At 40.6% G+C, this 15,398-nt stretch carries 16 protein-coding genes and 2 riboswitches; of the genes, 10 read left to right on the forward strand and 6 right to left on the reverse strand.

Annotated elements, in window-relative coordinates; all coding sequences use genetic code 11:
- Nucleotides 1-53: 53 nt before the first annotated feature.
- On the reverse strand, nucleotides 54-950 hold the full coding sequence (locus tag ACRYKC_RS08830; RefSeq protein ID WP_433806368.1) for a sulfite exporter TauE/SafE family protein: 897 nt from the start codon (nucleotides 948-950) through the stop codon (nucleotides 54-56).
- Between the two features lie 138 nt (nucleotides 951-1,088).
- Nucleotides 1,089-1,188: riboswitch (SAM riboswitch) on the reverse strand.
- Nucleotides 1,189-1,359: 171 nt separating this feature from the next.
- A riboswitch (SAM riboswitch) is annotated at nucleotides 1,360-1,474 on the forward strand.
- A gap of 101 nt (nucleotides 1,475-1,575) precedes the next feature.
- On the opposite strand from ACRYKC_RS08830, the gene ACRYKC_RS08835 reads away from it, so the two are divergent.
- From ACRYKC_RS08835 to ACRYKC_RS08880, 10 genes are all read left to right on the forward strand, one after another.
- A complete protein-coding gene (locus ACRYKC_RS08835; RefSeq protein ID WP_433806369.1) occupies nucleotides 1,576-2,304 on the forward strand; it encodes a phosphoadenylyl-sulfate reductase in 729 nt (242 codons plus the stop codon).
- Between the two features lie 29 nt (nucleotides 2,305-2,333).
- A complete protein-coding gene (sat, locus tag ACRYKC_RS08840) occupies nucleotides 2,334-3,485 on the forward strand; it encodes a sulfate adenylyltransferase (RefSeq protein WP_433806370.1) in 1,152 nt (383 codons plus the stop codon).
- Between the two features lie 18 nt (nucleotides 3,486-3,503).
- A complete protein-coding gene (gene cysC, locus ACRYKC_RS08845) occupies nucleotides 3,504-4,097 on the forward strand; it encodes an adenylyl-sulfate kinase (RefSeq protein ID WP_433806371.1) in 594 nt (197 codons plus the stop codon).
- A gap of 40 nt (nucleotides 4,098-4,137) precedes the next feature.
- Nucleotides 4,138-4,914 (forward strand): uroporphyrinogen-III C-methyltransferase, encoded by a 777-nt coding sequence (gene cobA, locus ACRYKC_RS08850; protein ID WP_433806372.1) that lies wholly within the window; start codon nucleotides 4,138-4,140, stop codon nucleotides 4,912-4,914.
- 16 nt (nucleotides 4,915-4,930) lie between these two features.
- Nucleotides 4,931-5,719, forward strand: a complete 789-nt coding sequence (locus tag ACRYKC_RS08855) for a sirohydrochlorin chelatase (RefSeq protein WP_433806373.1) — start codon at nucleotides 4,931-4,933, stop codon at nucleotides 5,717-5,719.
- Nucleotides 5,719-6,363, forward strand: a complete 645-nt coding sequence (locus ACRYKC_RS08860) for an NAD(P)-binding protein (RefSeq protein ID WP_433806374.1) — start codon at nucleotides 5,719-5,721, stop codon at nucleotides 6,361-6,363. Before ACRYKC_RS08855 ends, ACRYKC_RS08860 begins: the two co-directional genes overlap by 1 nt.
- Nucleotides 6,347-7,147, forward strand: coding sequence for a uroporphyrinogen-III synthase (locus tag ACRYKC_RS08865; RefSeq protein ID WP_433806375.1), 801 nt, complete (start codon nucleotides 6,347-6,349; stop codon nucleotides 7,145-7,147). Before ACRYKC_RS08860 ends, ACRYKC_RS08865 begins: the two co-directional genes overlap by 17 nt.
- Before the next feature lie 32 nt (nucleotides 7,148-7,179).
- Entirely contained in the window at nucleotides 7,180-9,003 is a 1,824-nt protein-coding gene (locus ACRYKC_RS08870; protein ID WP_433806376.1) for an assimilatory sulfite reductase (NADPH) flavoprotein subunit, read from the forward strand.
- A gap of 23 nt (nucleotides 9,004-9,026) precedes the next feature.
- Nucleotides 9,027-10,739 (forward strand): assimilatory sulfite reductase (NADPH) hemoprotein subunit, encoded by a 1,713-nt coding sequence (cysI, locus tag ACRYKC_RS08875; protein WP_433806377.1) that lies wholly within the window; start codon nucleotides 9,027-9,029, stop codon nucleotides 10,737-10,739.
- Between the two features lie 103 nt (nucleotides 10,740-10,842).
- On the forward strand, nucleotides 10,843-11,037 hold the full coding sequence (locus ACRYKC_RS08880) for a DUF2197 domain-containing protein (protein ID WP_433806378.1): 195 nt from the start codon (nucleotides 10,843-10,845) through the stop codon (nucleotides 11,035-11,037).
- Between the two features lie 7 nt (nucleotides 11,038-11,044).
- Here ACRYKC_RS08880 and ACRYKC_RS08885 read toward each other — a convergent pair whose 3' ends face one another.
- The 5 genes from ACRYKC_RS08885 to ACRYKC_RS08905 all read right to left on the reverse strand — a co-directional run bounded on the left by ACRYKC_RS08885 (nucleotide 11,045) and on the right by ACRYKC_RS08905 (nucleotide 15,279).
- The gene (locus ACRYKC_RS08885) at nucleotides 11,045-11,575 is read right to left on the reverse strand and encodes a DUF6944 family repetitive protein (RefSeq protein ID WP_433806379.1); all 531 of its coding nucleotides are present in this window, start codon (nucleotides 11,573-11,575) and stop codon (nucleotides 11,045-11,047) included.
- 345 nt (nucleotides 11,576-11,920) lie between these two features.
- On the reverse strand, nucleotides 11,921-13,627 hold the full coding sequence (locus ACRYKC_RS08890) for an amidase (RefSeq protein ID WP_433806380.1): 1,707 nt from the start codon (nucleotides 13,625-13,627) through the stop codon (nucleotides 11,921-11,923).
- A 226-nt stretch (nucleotides 13,628-13,853) separates the two neighbouring features.
- Nucleotides 13,854-14,228, reverse strand: a complete 375-nt coding sequence (locus tag ACRYKC_RS08895) for an SET domain-containing protein (protein WP_433806381.1) — start codon at nucleotides 14,226-14,228, stop codon at nucleotides 13,854-13,856.
- 206 nt (nucleotides 14,229-14,434) lie between these two features.
- Nucleotides 14,435-14,767: a DUF4257 domain-containing protein gene (locus ACRYKC_RS08900; protein ID WP_433806382.1), complete on the reverse strand. Its 333-nt coding sequence runs from the start codon at nucleotides 14,765-14,767 to the stop codon at nucleotides 14,435-14,437.
- Between the two features lie 230 nt (nucleotides 14,768-14,997).
- On the reverse strand, nucleotides 14,998-15,279 hold the full coding sequence (locus ACRYKC_RS08905) for a hypothetical protein (protein WP_433806383.1): 282 nt from the start codon (nucleotides 15,277-15,279) through the stop codon (nucleotides 14,998-15,000).
- Nucleotides 15,280-15,398: the final 119 nt, after the last annotated feature.

Below are 15,398 nucleotides of genomic sequence, written 5' to 3' on the forward strand. Positions count from 1 at the left end.
GATGTGAACGAGTTGTGAATCTTTATTTTTTGATTCACAACTCGATTTTTTATCTAGCGCTGCTCGGCGTAGGACTTTTTGTATTGACGAAATCTAGTATTTTTTCTAATAGAGAAGAAAATCGCCATTAGCCATCCGACAATTAATACACTATAAATACCATATAGTAAGGACGGATCCATTTGCCCGGCAAGGAGAACGGTTCTTAGGTTTGTCAGGATAATAAATCCTCCAGCAAGAACTCCTAGAATCAATGACGGAATCACTTGGACAAGCCAGGCTGCAAGAGGAGCGGCAAGAACTCCTCCGATAACGAACGCAGCCACCCAGGTCCAGTTGAATTGATCTAACCCAAGGAATAGGATGAATCCAAGCGTTGCCGAGGTCGTTACGGCAAATTCACTCGTATCTACGGTGCCGATCACTTTTCTTGGTGTTGCTCCTTTTTGGGAAAGTAGAATAGGTGTATTGATCGGTCCCCATCCCCCGCCTCCAATTGAATCAAAAAAGCCTGCTAAAAACCCTAGAGGATAAATAAACCGCTTTTTCAACGAGAGCGTTTGTTTCTTGTCAGAAGACTCCTGATTTAGAAAAAGGAACCTGAACAAAATGTAAACACCTAGAAGAAGCAGGAATGTGGATATGAAAGGTTTAATAACTTCACCAGGAAGGCTGCTTAAAAAAGCTGCCCCAACAAAAGCGCTGATTGATCCTGGAATGACAAGGGTTAGCACCAACTTCTTGTCGACGTTATTGAATTTGTAATGCGAATATCCAGACATAGCGGTTGTCGCAATCTCTGACATATGTATAGAGGAAGATGCGACAGCAGGTGCAACTCCGTATGCAAGGAGCAAGGAGGACGAACTTAATCCATATGCCATGCCGAGCGCCCCGTCGATTAATTGAGCAAAAAAGCCGACAATGGCAAAAATAATTAGCTTTCTCATAATGATTCACCTCTTAAATTTATTATTCTTATAAAAATACTCGGGATTATACCGAAAAATTTTTAGCAATGGTAATGTAAAAAGAATTTTTTCAATAAAAAAACCCCTTTTAATAAGAAGAGGTGAATAACTACCTTCTCCTTATCTTTCAGATCAAGCCTGCTGGACTGAGCACCTTCTTTTTAGAGGTTGCTGCGGGATTATAGGACCAGTTTCCTCCCCCGACTCTTTATAAGGATTATCATATTATGGTTTTAAAATTTTGATACATCCTAATCTAAGCGAGTTCAGAAATGTTGTCAAGCCCAATGTTAAAATATACAGAATTTTTAAATAAGCTATTGACATATGATTAATATGGGCATAAGATTTGTATCAATCCTAATTTTTGAAAAACTTATAATCGATTTTCTTATCCTGAGAGGTGGAGGGACTGGCCCTTTGAAGCCTCGGCAACGGGTCTGAGCAGGAAAATTCAGAAACTGTGCCAATTCCAGCAAGTGAATTCACTTGGAAGATAAGAAGATGAGCTTTTACATATCAATGTAAACCTCTCTTCTTATTGATCAAGAAGAGAGGTTTTTTGATTTAGTTGATTAGGTAGGACCCTAGAAGGGAGGATATGATGAAAAAAGATAAAGTGACGTATGAACATTTTACCGGTGATCCATTTGCCGGCTTACAAACGGATAACGAAGTGAAGCAGGCTTTGGAAGTATTACGCTGGGCTTATGATTCATACGGTGAGTCTATCGTCTATGCGTGCAGTTTCGGTGCGGAGGGTATCGTGCTAATCGATCTAATTTCAAAAATTAAATCTGACGCTCGTATTGTTTTTCTTGATACTGGCGTACACTTCCAAGAAACTTACGATTTGATTGAAAAAGTACAAAAACGATATCCGAATTTAAATATTGAATTGAAAAAGCCTGAATTGACACTGGATCAACAAGCAAAGACTTATGGTGATGAGTTATGGAATAAGAATCCTGACCAATGTTGCTATATAAGAAAGATCAAGCCATTGGAAGACGCCCTTTCAGGTGCGACTGCTTGGATTTCAGGCTTGAGAAGAGAGCAGTCCCCGAGCCGCAGCCGTACGAACTTTGTTAATAAAGATGAGCGGTTTAAATCTGTAAAAGTTTGTCCCCTTATCCATTGGACTTGGGACTTCGTATGGCAATATATCCGACTAAACAACTTGGATTACAACGAATTGCATGACCAAGGATATCCGAGTATTGGCTGTATGCCTTGCACATTTCCGGAGGATGGCGATGGCCGTTCAGGCAGATGGAAAGGATTTAATAAAACAGAATGCGGTTTGCATACGCCAGGAAACCCTGAAGCATAAACAGAATCAATTATGAGGAGGAGTATGGTATGACAATTATATCCCCACACGGTGGTAAGCTTGTAAATCGGTGGAAAGCAGGGGCACCATTACCTGAAGCAAATGAAAAAATTGAAATCGATGCAATGGCATTGAGTGATTTGGAGCTGCTCGCAAACGGAGCCTATAGTCCATTGACTGGTTTTCTAAATCAGGAGAATTACGAATCAGTGGTGGAGACGATGAGGTTAGCGGATGGAACACCATGGAGCATCCCCATCACATTGCCTGTAGACGAAAAGAAAGCTGAACAACTCAATAGTGGCGATATCGCTGAACTCATTTATCAGGATACTGTCTATGGCGTTATCGTAGTAGATGAAATCTATCAGCCAGATAAAAACAAGGAAGCAGAGAAGGTGTACTTAACAACCGAACTCGAACACCCTGGGGTGAAAAAGCTTTTCAACCGTCCTAATTATTATGTGGCAGGGGAAATTCAATTAATTAAAAAACCTAGCCGTCACCATGAAGATAAATATTATTTAGATCCAGCGGAATCAAGAGAACTCTTTCAACAGCTAGGCTGGAAAAAAGTCGTCGGCTTCCAGACTCGAAATCCAGTCCATAGAGCTCATGAATACATCCAAAAAGCTGCGCTTGAAATTGTGGATGGTCTTTTTCTTAATCCACTCGTAGGAGAAACGAAGAGTGATGATATTCCAAGTGACGTCCGAATGAAGAGTTACGAAGTGTTAATTGATCATTATTACCCTCATAACAGGGTTGTGCTTGCTGTATTTAATGCTGCCATGCGCTATGCAGGGCCGAGAGAAGCTATTTTTCACGCCCTCGTCAGAAAAAATTTCGGCTGTTCTCATTTTATTGTCGGCAGGGATCATGCAGGCGTCGGAGATTATTACGGGACGTATGATGCTCAAAAGATCTTCTCAGAATTCAGTGAGGATGAGCTCGACATTACACCGCTGTTTTTCGAACATAGTTTTTACTGCCACGCTTGCGAAGCGATGGTTTCACACAAAACATGTCCCCATGATGACGATCAGCACGTCATTTTATCAGGTACAAAAGTTCGTGAACTTCTAAGAAACGGAGAAAAACCACCGAAAACGTTCAGCAGACCTGAAATTGCTGAAGTATTGATCGAGGGATTGAAAACAAATTCTCCCATAAAATCTTAAATAGAAAGGGTGAGAGTGATGAGTTCGAATATTACGTGGCATGATACCTCATTGGATGTTAATCATTACCGGAAGTTAAATGGCCATCATAGTGGGGTCATCTGGTTAACAGGATTATCAGGTTCAGGTAAATCTAGTATTGCTAATCGTTTGAATCAGTTGCTTTATGAAAAGAAAGTACACACCTATTTGCTGGATGGAGACAATGTTCGGCATGGATTGAATAGAGATCTGGGATTTTCTTCTGAAGACCGCGTGGAAAACATAAGACGAATCGGAGAAGTTGCCAACCTTTTTGCAGACAGTGGCAAAATTGTTATCACGGCTTTTATATCTCCTTATCAAAAAGACAGGGATCGAGTAAGGAATATTCTTCCTGAAGGTGATTTTATTGAAGTACATGTTGATTGCCCTATAGAGGAATGTGAAAAAAGGGATCCGAAAGGTTTATATCAAAAAGCAAGAAATGGAGAGATTAAAGGTTTTACTGGTATAGATGCTCCTTATGAATCTCCACGTTCATCTGAACTAACTTTGCATACAGACCAGGCAGATGTGAATGAGTGTGCATTACAGCTCGTTTCATTCTTAGAAGACAAAGGGTGGGTCTAAATCGACAGGACACAGTTTTTACTATAGAGGGAGTGAGAAGATGGCTAAAGTTTACATCGTAGGAGCCGGACCAGGGGATGTTGAATTGATTACAGTTAAAGGACTGAGAGCAATAAAGGAAGCCGATGTGATTTTATATGACCGGCTGATCAACCCAGATCTGCTTGATGAGGCGAGCGCCGATGCAGAATTCGTTTATTGCGGTAAAAGCCCTGATAACCATTCGTTAACCCAAACATCTATCAATGGTCTTTTATGTAAGTTTGCCTTGCAGGGTAAAACCGTTACTCGACTAAAAGGGGGAGATCCTTTTGTTTTTGGCCGAGGAGGAGAAGAAGCAGAAGAATTAGCTCGCAGGAACATCCCTTATGAGATCGTTCCCGGAATCACTTCAGGAATTGCTGCTCCCGCCTATGCGGGGATTCCTGTAACCCACCGAAATTATAGTTCATCCGTATCCTTTATTACAGGGGTAAGCAACCTTGGAGTAGATCAAGAGGAGTATTGGGAGCATGTTGCAAAAAGTATGGATACGCTTTGTATCTATATGGGGGTAAAGAAACTCCCTCAAATTTCAGAAAGACTCATTCGTCATGGACGTGATCCCCTCACTCCCATTGCTCTTGTTCATTGGGGAACAACAGGAGATCAGCTCACTGTGACAGGGACGCTTGCCGATATAGTAGAAAAAGCTAAAAATGTGAAAAATCCAAGCATGATCGTTGTTGGCGAAGTAGTAAAACTCCGTGATAGCTTACAGTGGTTTGAGCAGTTAAAAGCGGAAGCAGAGATACCTGCTCAGCAAGTTGTAGGATGAAAGGAGCTTGAGCTTGATGGAGATGAGATCCGTTTTATATGTCAGTCACGGCAGCCGAGTAAAAGAAGCGCGGGATGAAGCCGAATCATTTTTACACACTGTGCATGAACAGGTGGATGTGCCCTTATGGGGAATCTGTTTTCTAGAACTCGCTGAACCTTCCATGAGGGAAGGAATTAAGAGACTGGTCGATAAAGGTGCAACTGAAATCACGATTATACCTGTGCTCCTGTTAAGTGCAGGTCATTACTATCAGGATATACCTGAAGAGATAGTAGATGCGATGAATATGTATCCGAAAATCAAGTTCAAATATGGTAAACCGATAGGCGTTCAAGGGAGGATCAATGAAGTTCTTGTTGATCGTGTAAAGGAACTCTCATCTAGCGTTTCAAAGAAAGAGGATATCCTGCTTGTCGGCAGAGGTAGCAAAAATCCAGAGACTAAGCATTCTATCCAATCCATAGCAAGTAACCTTAAAAAAAAGATGAATGGAATAAGTGTTGACGTTTGTTACTTGGCAGCCTGTAAACCTTCGTTTGAGGAAGGTTTGGAACGCTCTTTAAAAAAGGATAGCGAGACAATTGTTGTCCCATACTTATGGTTTACTGGAATATTAATCGAATCTATGAAACAAAAAATCAGCCATCTTCAAAAAGAGGGACATAAAGTCAAGATGACCCATTATTTAGGGAGCCATCCCATTATGGTGCTCGCAATGGCTGAGCGGGTAAAAGAAGCCATTGACAGTCAAGAACTCACCGAAAGTTTGGTGAAATCGGAGCTATGCAGGGAGCGAATGTAATGAGTCCCATCCCACTAATGATCGACTTGACAGGAAGACGAACAGTGATTGTAGGAGGAGGATCTGTTGCAGAGAAACGCGTTAAAGTTTTGTGTGAGGCAGGAGCGTTCATTACAATCATCAGTCCATTTGTTACAAGCTCATTGGAAGAGAAATTAACCAGCAATAAAAGGATCAAGTGGATAAAAAAAGAGTTTGATGAAGCAGATTTAAAAGATGCTTATACAGTTGTTATTGCAACAAATGATGAAAAGGTAAATGAACAAGCGCTCCGTTCGGCAGCTCATGTCCCTCTAATTAATTATCCTCCTGATGCGAATAGAGGAAACTTTACGATTCCTGGCTATCTAACACGTGGGAAACTTACCATTTCCATATCTACAGGTGGGGCCAGTCCGATTCTTGCATCAAGAATCAGGAAGCGTCTTGAGAACGAATTTGATGATGATTACGGCCAGTACGTGGACTTTTTATATGTTTGCCGCAAGGAGCTTAAAAAATCTTCCCTTCCGAAAGAGAAAAAACAAACTCTAATGAAACATTTGCTTCACGATTCTTACAAGAACAGAGATCAGCAAACTCTATTCCTAAAAGAATTAGAGAAATTGAAGAAAGGAGAGAGAGTTTTTGAAGGGATTAACTGACAAACGCATTGGAGTAGCCGCTGATCGTAAATCTGAGGCTATTTGTAAGCTTATCGAAAACATGGGTGGAAACGGAGTCGTCTATCCTTCCCAGGGAAAGCAAGTTTTAAATGAAGATATCAGTAGCCAAAACGTAAAAGATTACCTAAATAAAACTTTTGACTGGGTCATCTTAACGACTGGAATCGGAGTGAGAACACTCGCACAATCTGCTGCTGAAAATAACATGCGTGACAAGTTTTTAGAAAAATTGGGTCAGAGCTCGCTTGCTATTCGCGGAAGTAAGACGATGGATTGGCTGAGAGAAAACCATCTAAACCCTGACCTTGTTTCAGAAGACGGGACGATGGATCATTTATTCTCATTATTGCCATCCCCCACAAAAGAGGCAGCAAGCGTTTTTTTACAAGCTTATCATCAGGACGATGCGTTATTAAAAAATAAATTAGAAGCAGTAGGATACAACGTCTATTTATCACAGCCTTATGCTTTTGAGCCTCCAAGTGAAACGATCATGAATAGCTTGAAAGAGGAGATTGTTAAACAATCGCTTGATGCTGTGGTCTTTACAAGTAAAACCCAAGTTAAAAATCTCTTTAATACTCCGACACAGGAGTTGACGGAAGCTTTTAATGATCAAGTGCTTGCCGTTGCAGTAGGTAAAGTGACTGCAAAAGAACTTGAGGATCAAGGCATTAACCAAGTGTTGCAGCCAAATCGACCGAAGATGGGGGCGATGGTAGTAGCCATGGATCGCTACTATCAGAAAAAGCTTACCACCTAATTCTAATAAATTATTAACGGAGGTGTTTATTTTTGCAGTTAGAGGTTATGAACAGTCCTTTTAATCAAGAGCAGGCAGAGCTGTTAAATCGGCTGCTGTCTACACTAACAGATAGTCAGAAAATGTGGTTGAGCGGTTATTTAGCTGCTCCTCAAGCTGGCGCGGCTGTGAAGGAATATCCGCCAGCTACTGAAACTATTAAAGGGGGAAATACTCCTCAACAAACAAGGGAGATTACGATTCTATATGGATCACACACTGGAAATTGTCAATCTCTAGCAGAAGAGTTTACTCAAAAACTGAAACAAGAAGATTACAATGTGACACTATCTTCTATGGACGATTTTAAGACGAAAGCATTGAAAAAAGTAGAGGATTTACTTATTTTGACCAGCACACACGGAGATGGTGATCCACCCGATAACGCCATTACCTTTTATGAATTTCTATACAGTAAACGAGCACCAAAGCTAGATGGTCTTCGTTTTTCTGTGCTTTCTCTTGGTGACAGTTCCTATGAGTTCTTTTGTCAAACAGGAAAAGACTTTGACAAGCGACTCAGTGAACTTGGGGGCGAGCGGCTTTATGATCGAATCGATTGTGATTTAGATTTTGAAGAACCAGCCTATCAATGGTTTGAGGGCGTATTTGAAAAGCTGAATAAAGAGAAGGATACAAGTGCTGCCCAACCGTTGTCCTCCAGAGAAAACATATCTGCGGATCTTCCTGTTTACAGTAGAGCCAATCCTTTTCATGCAGAGATTCTAGAAAATATCAATCTTAATGGGAGAGGATCGAATAAAGAGACCCGCCATCTGGAACTAGATTTGGAAGGAGCTCAATTGGACTATCAGCCTGGTGACAGTTTGGGGATTTATCCAGAAAACGATTCAGAGTTAGTTGACCAGTTGATTGCAGAAATGAACTGGAATCCAGAAGAATCTGTACCTATTAATAAACAAGGAGATATCCGCTCACTAAGAGAGGCGCTTCACTCGACTTATGAAATTACGAGCCTTACGAAACCGCTGGTTGAGAAAGCCGCTAAGCTTTCTGAAAATCAGGATTTGCATAAGCTGCTAGAAGCAAATGATTCCAAAGAGTTGAAAGATTATATGTATGGAAGAGACTTACTCGATTTAGTCAAAGACTTCGGGCCCTGGAGTGGTTCCGCTTCTGAGTTCTTAGGCATATTACGAAAAATTCCTGTGCGACTCTATTCGATTGCTAGTAGTTCGAAAGCCAACCCTGACGAAGTGCACCTAACTATTGGAGCATTGCGGTATGATGCCCACGGTAGAAATCGCAAAGGAGTTTGTTCAGGCCAGTGTGCTGAGAGATCACAACCAGGAGACCGCCTGCCAGTTTATGTACAGAAAAACTCCAACTTTAAGCTTCCTGAAAATCATGCAACTCCGATTATCATGATTGGTGCTGGAACAGGTGTCGCTCCTTATCGCGCTTTTCTTGAAGAACGTGAGGAAGAGGGAGCTGAAGGGAAGTCCTGGTTGTTTTTCGGTGAGCAACATTTTGTAAGTGACTTTTTATATCAAACCGAATGGCAGAAATGGTTGAAGGATGGAGTTCTTACGAAAATGGACGTAGCCTTTTCGCGGGATACAGAGGAAAAGGTCTATGTGCAGCACCGAATGAAGGAAAAAGGAAAAGAACTTTTTGAATGGATAGAAGCGGGCGCATATATCTACGTTTGCGGAGATGAAAAATATATGGAAAAAGATGTCCAGTCAACCCTTCTGCAAATTATTCAGGAAGAAGGAAAATTATCAAGTGAAGAAGCGGAAGACTATTTGAATCAGCTCAGGAAGCAGAAACGCTATCAGCGCGATGTTTATTAAACAAATGAGAAAGGGGCTTTAAAATGGTGAAAAATAGATTTCCAGAAGAGTTAGGGCCTCCTAGTGAAATGGAAAAAATCAAGGAAGACAGCAAGTTCCTTAGAGGTTCTCTTGTTGAAAGTTTTGCAGATCGTATTACTGCCGGAATTCCAGAAGAAGAAACGAAACTTTTAAAGTTCCACGGCAGCTACATGCAGGATGATCGAGATGTAAGAATTGAAAGGAAGCAAAAAAAGCTTGAACCAGCGTATCAATTTATGCTGCGTGTGAGGCTTCCCGGGGGAGTAGCGACACCTGAACAATGGTTGGTCATGGATGATCTCGCAAACACACACGGAAATGGCACGATGAAACTGACAACACGACAAACGTTCCAGCTCCACGGGATTTTAAAATGGAATATGAAAAAAACCATTCAGGCTATGGATGATGTGCTCATGGATTCAATCGCAGCGTGTGGGGATGTAAACAGAAATGTGATGTGTAATTCGAATCCTTACCAGTCAGATGTTCATCATCAAGTCTACCGTAAAGCGCAGGAAGTAAGTGAGCATTTACTTCCAAAGACAAAAGCCTATCATGAAATTTGGCTAGATGAAGAAAAAGTCTCTGACAGCCGTGAGGAAGATGAAGAGCCTATTTACGGTCCGTTATATTTACCTCGTAAGTTCAAGATTGGGGTTGCTGTACCGCCTTCTAATGATGTCGATATCTTTTCTCAAGATTTAGGGTTTATAGCGATTCTTGAGAACGGAGAGCTGGCTGGCTTTAATATTGCAGTAGGAGGAGGCATGGGGATGACTCATGGAGATACCTCTACTTATCCGCAATTGGCTAGAGTCATTGGTTTTTGCCAGCCAGATAAAGTAAATGAAGTTGCTGAAAAGATACTTACAATTCAAAGAGACTATGGCAATCGATCAGAGAGAAAGAATGCGCGGTTTAAATATACAGTTGATCGAAAAGGAGTAGACTGGATTACAAATGAACTTAACGAAAGATTAGGGTGGGACCTTGAAGAAGCCCGTCCATATTCCTTCGATCACAATGGAGATCGTTACGGTTGGGTGAAGGGAGATGGAAAGTGGCATCTTACCTTGTTTATCCAGAATGGCCGGATTAAGGATGATAAAAACCATCCGCTAATGACAGGGCTCCGTGAGATTGCTAAAGTCCACACCGGAGAATTTAGACTGACCCCTAATCAAAATATAATTATCTCAAACGTGGAAGCCGAACAAAAAGAGATCATCGATGCTCTTGTAAAAGAGTACGGTCTTACCGATGGCAGCTATAATTCAGCTTTACGCCGTAATTCAATGGCATGTGTAGCTTTGCCAACCTGTGGGCTGGCTATGGCAGAGGCAGAGAGGTATCTTCCTTCACTCATTGATAAGGTTGAAGAACTTTTGGATGATGCGGGTTTAAGAGACGAAGAGATCGTAATTCGTATGTCAGGCTGTCCGAATGGGTGTTCCAGACCTGCGCTTAGTGAAATAGGTTTCATTGGTAAAGCTCCAGGAAAATACAATATGTATCTTGGGGGAGGCTTTAAAGGTGAACGCCTAAATAAGCTGTACAAGGAAAACATTGGAGAAGAAGAAATACTGAATGAATTAAAGCCCCTTCTATTTCAGTATGCGAAAGATCGACAAGACAATGAACCCTTTGGTGATTATGTGATTCGGGCAGGGCATATCGATGCAGTTGAATCAGGTTTAGATTTTCACGCCTAAAAATCTTAAAGACGCTTTCCAGATAAGGGGAGCGTCTTTTATATGTTTAAGAATGTTATTGGAATACTTATAAATAGATCATGGAATTAAAAGGAGGAAGTAAATGATGAATGTAACTTGTTTCTTTTGTAAAAAGAATAATGCGATTAATAGATCGGATGATCAGTACTTTAAAATCAAAAAGAATCCAAAGGCTAGTTATGTTTGTAAGGACTGCAGTACTTCGATGCAAAAAGAAGCTCAAAAAAGTACAGGTCTAAATCCAGATACTATTGACTTACATAACAAATATTTATAAATCTATGCTATAGCGTAATTCCTATTGCATAAAGGTTTGCGCCAAAGGCCTGGATCCAGCTTCCCAAGGCTTTCACGTTTTCCCCATTTTCGTTCAGTAATTCAGCTCGGTCTCCAAATACTTGTAAGACATTTCCGATGGCTTGCAGAATGCTTCCATACAAAAGAAATAACTGACTCTTTCCAGGTCTTTCTTTTAAAGTTTCAACAAAAGCCAGCGAAGATCCAAAGGCTTGAAGCAAATTTCCTTTTATAAATAACTCCTTTTGGGATTTATCTTCGAGGATTAGCAGGATAGCATAAATAATGGTAGAATTACCAGCTGCCTGAATCAGACTTCCTGTCTTTTCAAGCGTTCCATTTTCACTATCTGCTAATATACCGTTTCCAGTAGCTTGCAATGTATTGCCAGTTAAGTTGAAGTCTTCGAGGGTTTGCACGGGAACTGGGGTATTAGGGGTTGATCCGATGGCTGAAACGATTGTACCAACAGCTTCAACCCATGCTCCTACAATAATTGCTTTCTCGTTATCATCCATCGTATTCACCACCTATATCCATGTTAGACATTTAAGATAAATTTGTTACTTTATTATGATTGCAATCGTTACTTTGAATTTTTCTAGATTACATGTAGGGTGGATCGTAAAACGGAGAGACTCCTGTAGGATAAACCTGTTAGATGCCGCTGGAAACAAAGTTTGAGGAGGCTCAGCACATGCCCACGGAAAGCGAGTCGTTTTCCCATCCACCATTATCCAAACAAATGTCTCGAAACTAAGTCTTCAAGGAACTTTTACAGAGTTTAAAAAATAAGCAATCCAATTGGTATGCTGTTGGACTGCTTATTTTCCATTTATTTATCCCATTTTTTTGTTGAAAATCTATCCATTCTCCTGCAATTCTCTGGATTCTAAATCTGGTGCTTCTCGGTAATGGGTTGCTTGCTCGTAATCGTAAGCCATGCCAAGCAGCTCTGCTTCACTCCACATATCACCAAAAAATGCGAGGGAGAAAGGGGCTCCGCTTTCGTAATACCCGGCAGGGATAGTGACGAGGGGCTGACCACTGATATTGATTTCAGGTGATGTGGTCGGCTGATAGATGCGGTTTTCATCCTTTTTTGGAATTTCTTGTTCCATTTGTGGAAAGGCAAAGGCATCCAGGTTGTGCTTTTCCATTACCTGGTCCATTATTTCTAAATATTTTTCACGTGTATTGAAAAAGTAGTTTAAATCGGGGGCTGAAGCTGGATTTTGTATATCCTGAGCAAAATTCACTCCTCTGTTATAGAAATGGTGAAGAGGTCCACCTTCTGCCCATGGCACCACATCTACTTGTCTGAACAGTTCGGCTGCAGAAGGAATAGTGCCCGTTTGATCCATGCGCTCGATATAAGAATGGAAATCACTTACCAAAGCACGATAGCCAATGCTTCCGGTTGAATCGACGAGGGAACGTAAGCCGGAATCTGCAAATGGATCCTTTACTACGATAGCTCCTTGCTCTTCCAGTTCTTGTACAGCTCTGTTATACAGTTCTCTAGTTTCTTTGGAAAGTTCTCCTCCATGCCAGCCAGGGCCATAAAGGCCAATACGTTTTTCTTCCAGATAGGAATCATTTAAATCTTCTGTATACCCACGATTAGGAAGATTATCTTTGGCGGCCTCTGTTTTCGGATCGTCTGGATGATATCCAGCGATGACATCCAGCATGATTGCCGCGTCTTTGATTGTTCTTGCATGTGGTCCCAATACGTCCCGTGTGTTTGCTGCTAACGGGGTCGCACCTGTATTAGGTACAAGCCCAAACGTTGGTTTTACTCCGACTATACTCTGGGCGGCAGCCGGGTTTTGGATGGACCCGCCTGTTTCTTCTGCTATCCCTAAAACAGCCAGATTACCAGATACAGAGGTTGCGGTTCCAGAGCTGCTTCCGCCAGGGACAAAGGCGGGAGCGATAGCGTTTAACGTTTCGCCATCCCAGCTTGTGCTTGCCCGTGTACCCGATGAGCTGAATGCAGGAATGTTCGTTTTTCCAAGAATAATAGCACCATCATCTTTCAATTTTTCTACAATTGGAGCGTCAATTTGTGGGATAATCTCGATTCCTCCTGCTTCTTTGCTGAAACCTTTCCAGCCAAAGGTGGAAGGAAAGCCGACGACATCAACCGCTTCTTTGATAGCAATAGGGACACCCGCCAATCTTCCAGGGGTTTTGCCACTATCATAAAGTTGATCTATTTCTTTTGCCTGTTCCATGGCATTTTCATTTAAAAACGTAAATGCGTTATATGTATCTTCATACTTATCGATTCTCTCTAAGTATACTTCTACAACTTCTCTCACTTGAAAGTCTCCGTTCTTGTATCCTTCTGTCAGTTTTGTAACTGTGACTTCTTCGTCGCTTGCAATCAGCTCTTCTGCCGAGATTTTTTCTTTTTCGAGCTCGGCTTTGTCATGTGTATCAATTTGTTCTACTGCAGGCTCATCTTGTTGCCCATTTTCTTCTGTTGCGTTAAGAAAAAAACCAGTCCCGAGCAGTATAGACAGTAAAGCAGAAGCGAGCAGTGTTTTCCTTCTTTTTAACATATAAAAACCCCTTATTATTTCCAAATTCAGCATAACATAGTAAATTGGACTTAGAAATTATTTTAAATGTCAATTGATTTATGAGAATAAAATAGGCGAATTCACCGACCCAGGTTTGGAGAGACTCAACGCTTTCTTGAAGAGGGTAAAAGTGCTGTAGCGGTAGTTTTAGATTAAAAACGGCTATAAAAAAGAGAAGTCCTATTAAAGGACTCCTCTAAATTCATTATTTATCAAACCATAAAGGTGTATCATTCTCAACTTCACCATTATAATTGATGAAAATTTCTTCATCTTGCTTTATATCTTTATGAGCAAAGAACTCAAACGTATGATTATCAAAATTGATTCTGTAATCAGCATTTGGCTTGTAAGAGTGGTTGAACATCATCCCATACCCAAGGAGCAGGGCTGTGTGATTCTCGCCGTATTCAAACATGTAGTCTGCAAGCATGGTTTTCTCAATGTGCTCATGCTCTTCATTAGGATAGGGAATGACTGGAGCTTCATGAATCAACTCGTCTTTTTTTATGGTTTTTGTTGCAAATACTCCTCTATTGAACTCTTGATCATTAAGTGTTGAAGTTCTGATTTCAATCATATTTTTTCACCTGCGCTTTCTTTAGGACAAATCCATAGACCTCCTTTAGTCTGACAGGTGTGAGGTGGAAACGCAAATTTCTTTGAGTAGGGGATGGATTCAACAGTTGGAAAGCAGGGATATAATAGTGGAGAGGTTGTAAAGTGGAAAACTTCATACGTATTATGTAGAAAGTGAAAAAATTAGGACTGGAGTATTTTCAAAGGTTAATTCATCCTTTGATTAATACGATCCAATCCTTCAATCTTTGCTTGTTCTATACTCAGTTCCCGTTTTAGAAGTACGTTTTCAGCTGTCATACCAGCAAGTATGGAAACACCAATAAGCGTACGTAAAACTTCTGGCTCAGGTATTAAATAGCTGACAGCAAATATGGAAGCTGCTGAACCAATTAGGAAATCTGCAAGAAAACCTAAATACACTCCCTTTGGACGTTTTCTAATCTTCGGGAAAACTAATACCTTACCATTCCTTAACAAGTGGGCAATTACTCCAGTAAAACCTCCTATTAAACCAGCAATGACCAAGGTATTCGTCATGCAACTTCCCCCTAATAACCAGTCTAAAAAAAGGGCGGATTCAGTAATCATAGAAACATAATAAATATGTACTAATCATGACTGAACTAACCGCCCTGTTTTAAGACTGTATTTTTTTATAAAGGCAAGAGTGAGGTAAGGATACTATAATGAACACTATAGGGATAGTATACAATTAATTTGTCAGAAAATAAAGACTTTTTTGGGTTTTTTTTACACTTTTTGTGAAATTATGTTTTAGACAAGTTAACGCGAGTGATTAAGTCATGGATCTGCTTTTCAAAATAGGTGACTTCTTTTTTATCAGAAGCATCTAACATTTTCTGCTTCAGCATCTCAAATTGCTTTAACTCTTCGGCGTTCATTCTCTTAAAAACGGATCCTTTCTCTATTTGCAGTGTGTTCAAAAAGTCTTGAATGAGATCAAAATAAAATCTCGTTTGTTCCATAGATTTAGCTTTCTTTAAAGATGATAATAACTGATCGAACTTTTCTCTCTCCTGATCATTCATTTGGAATATAATGAACACCTCCATTATCACTTTGGATAGAGCCTATGATTTAAATACCACATCGATGTATCTTCTACACTATTTTTAATTAAATTATATGACAATAAAAAGAGCCAGCT

It is taken from the genome of Halobacillus sp. A1-3, assembly GCF_050971765.1.
In the GTDB taxonomy this organism is placed as follows: domain Bacteria; phylum Bacillota; class Bacilli; order Bacillales; family Halobacillaceae; genus Halobacillus; species Halobacillus mangrovi_B.

What these genes read in the sequence shown, in the direction of transcription:
- sat (WP_433806370.1), top strand. Translation starts at nt 2,334, where the DNA reads ATGACAATTATATCCCCACACGGTGGTAAGCTTGTAAATCGGTGGAAA.
- ACRYKC_RS08835 (WP_433806369.1), top strand. Translation starts at nt 1,576, where the DNA reads ATGAAAAAAGATAAAGTGACGTATGAACATTTTACCGGTGATCCATTT.
- ACRYKC_RS08855 (WP_433806373.1), top strand. Translation starts at nt 4,931, where the DNA reads ATGGAGATGAGATCCGTTTTATATGTCAGTCACGGCAGCCGAGTAAAA.
- ACRYKC_RS08860 (WP_433806374.1), top strand. Translation starts at nt 5,719, where the DNA reads ATGAGTCCCATCCCACTAATGATCGACTTGACAGGAAGACGAACAGTG.
- ACRYKC_RS08830 (WP_433806368.1), bottom strand. Translation starts at nt 950, where the DNA reads ATGAGAAAGCTAATTATTTTTGCCATTGTCGGCTTTTTTGCTCAATTA.
- ACRYKC_RS08885 (WP_433806379.1), bottom strand. Translation starts at nt 11,575, where the DNA reads ATGGATGATAACGAGAAAGCAATTATTGTAGGAGCATGGGTTGAAGCT.
- ACRYKC_RS08905 (WP_433806383.1), bottom strand. Translation starts at nt 15,279, where the DNA reads ATGAATGATCAGGAGAGAGAAAAGTTCGATCAGTTATTATCATCTTTA.
- ACRYKC_RS08895 (WP_433806381.1), bottom strand. Translation starts at nt 14,228, where the DNA reads ATGATTGAAATCAGAACTTCAACACTTAATGATCAAGAGTTCAATAGA.
- ACRYKC_RS08890 (WP_433806380.1), bottom strand. Translation starts at nt 13,627, where the DNA reads ATGTTAAAAAGAAGGAAAACACTGCTCGCTTCTGCTTTACTGTCTATA.
- cobA (WP_433806372.1), top strand. Translation starts at nt 4,138, where the DNA reads ATGGCTAAAGTTTACATCGTAGGAGCCGGACCAGGGGATGTTGAATTG.
- cysI (WP_433806377.1), top strand. Translation starts at nt 9,027, where the DNA reads ATGGTGAAAAATAGATTTCCAGAAGAGTTAGGGCCTCCTAGTGAAATG.
- ACRYKC_RS08900 (WP_433806382.1), bottom strand. Translation starts at nt 14,767, where the DNA reads ATGACGAATACCTTGGTCATTGCTGGTTTAATAGGAGGTTTTACTGGA.
- ACRYKC_RS08880 (WP_433806378.1), top strand. Translation starts at nt 10,843, where the DNA reads ATGATGAATGTAACTTGTTTCTTTTGTAAAAAGAATAATGCGATTAAT.
- cysC (WP_433806371.1), top strand. Translation starts at nt 3,504, where the DNA reads ATGAGTTCGAATATTACGTGGCATGATACCTCATTGGATGTTAATCAT.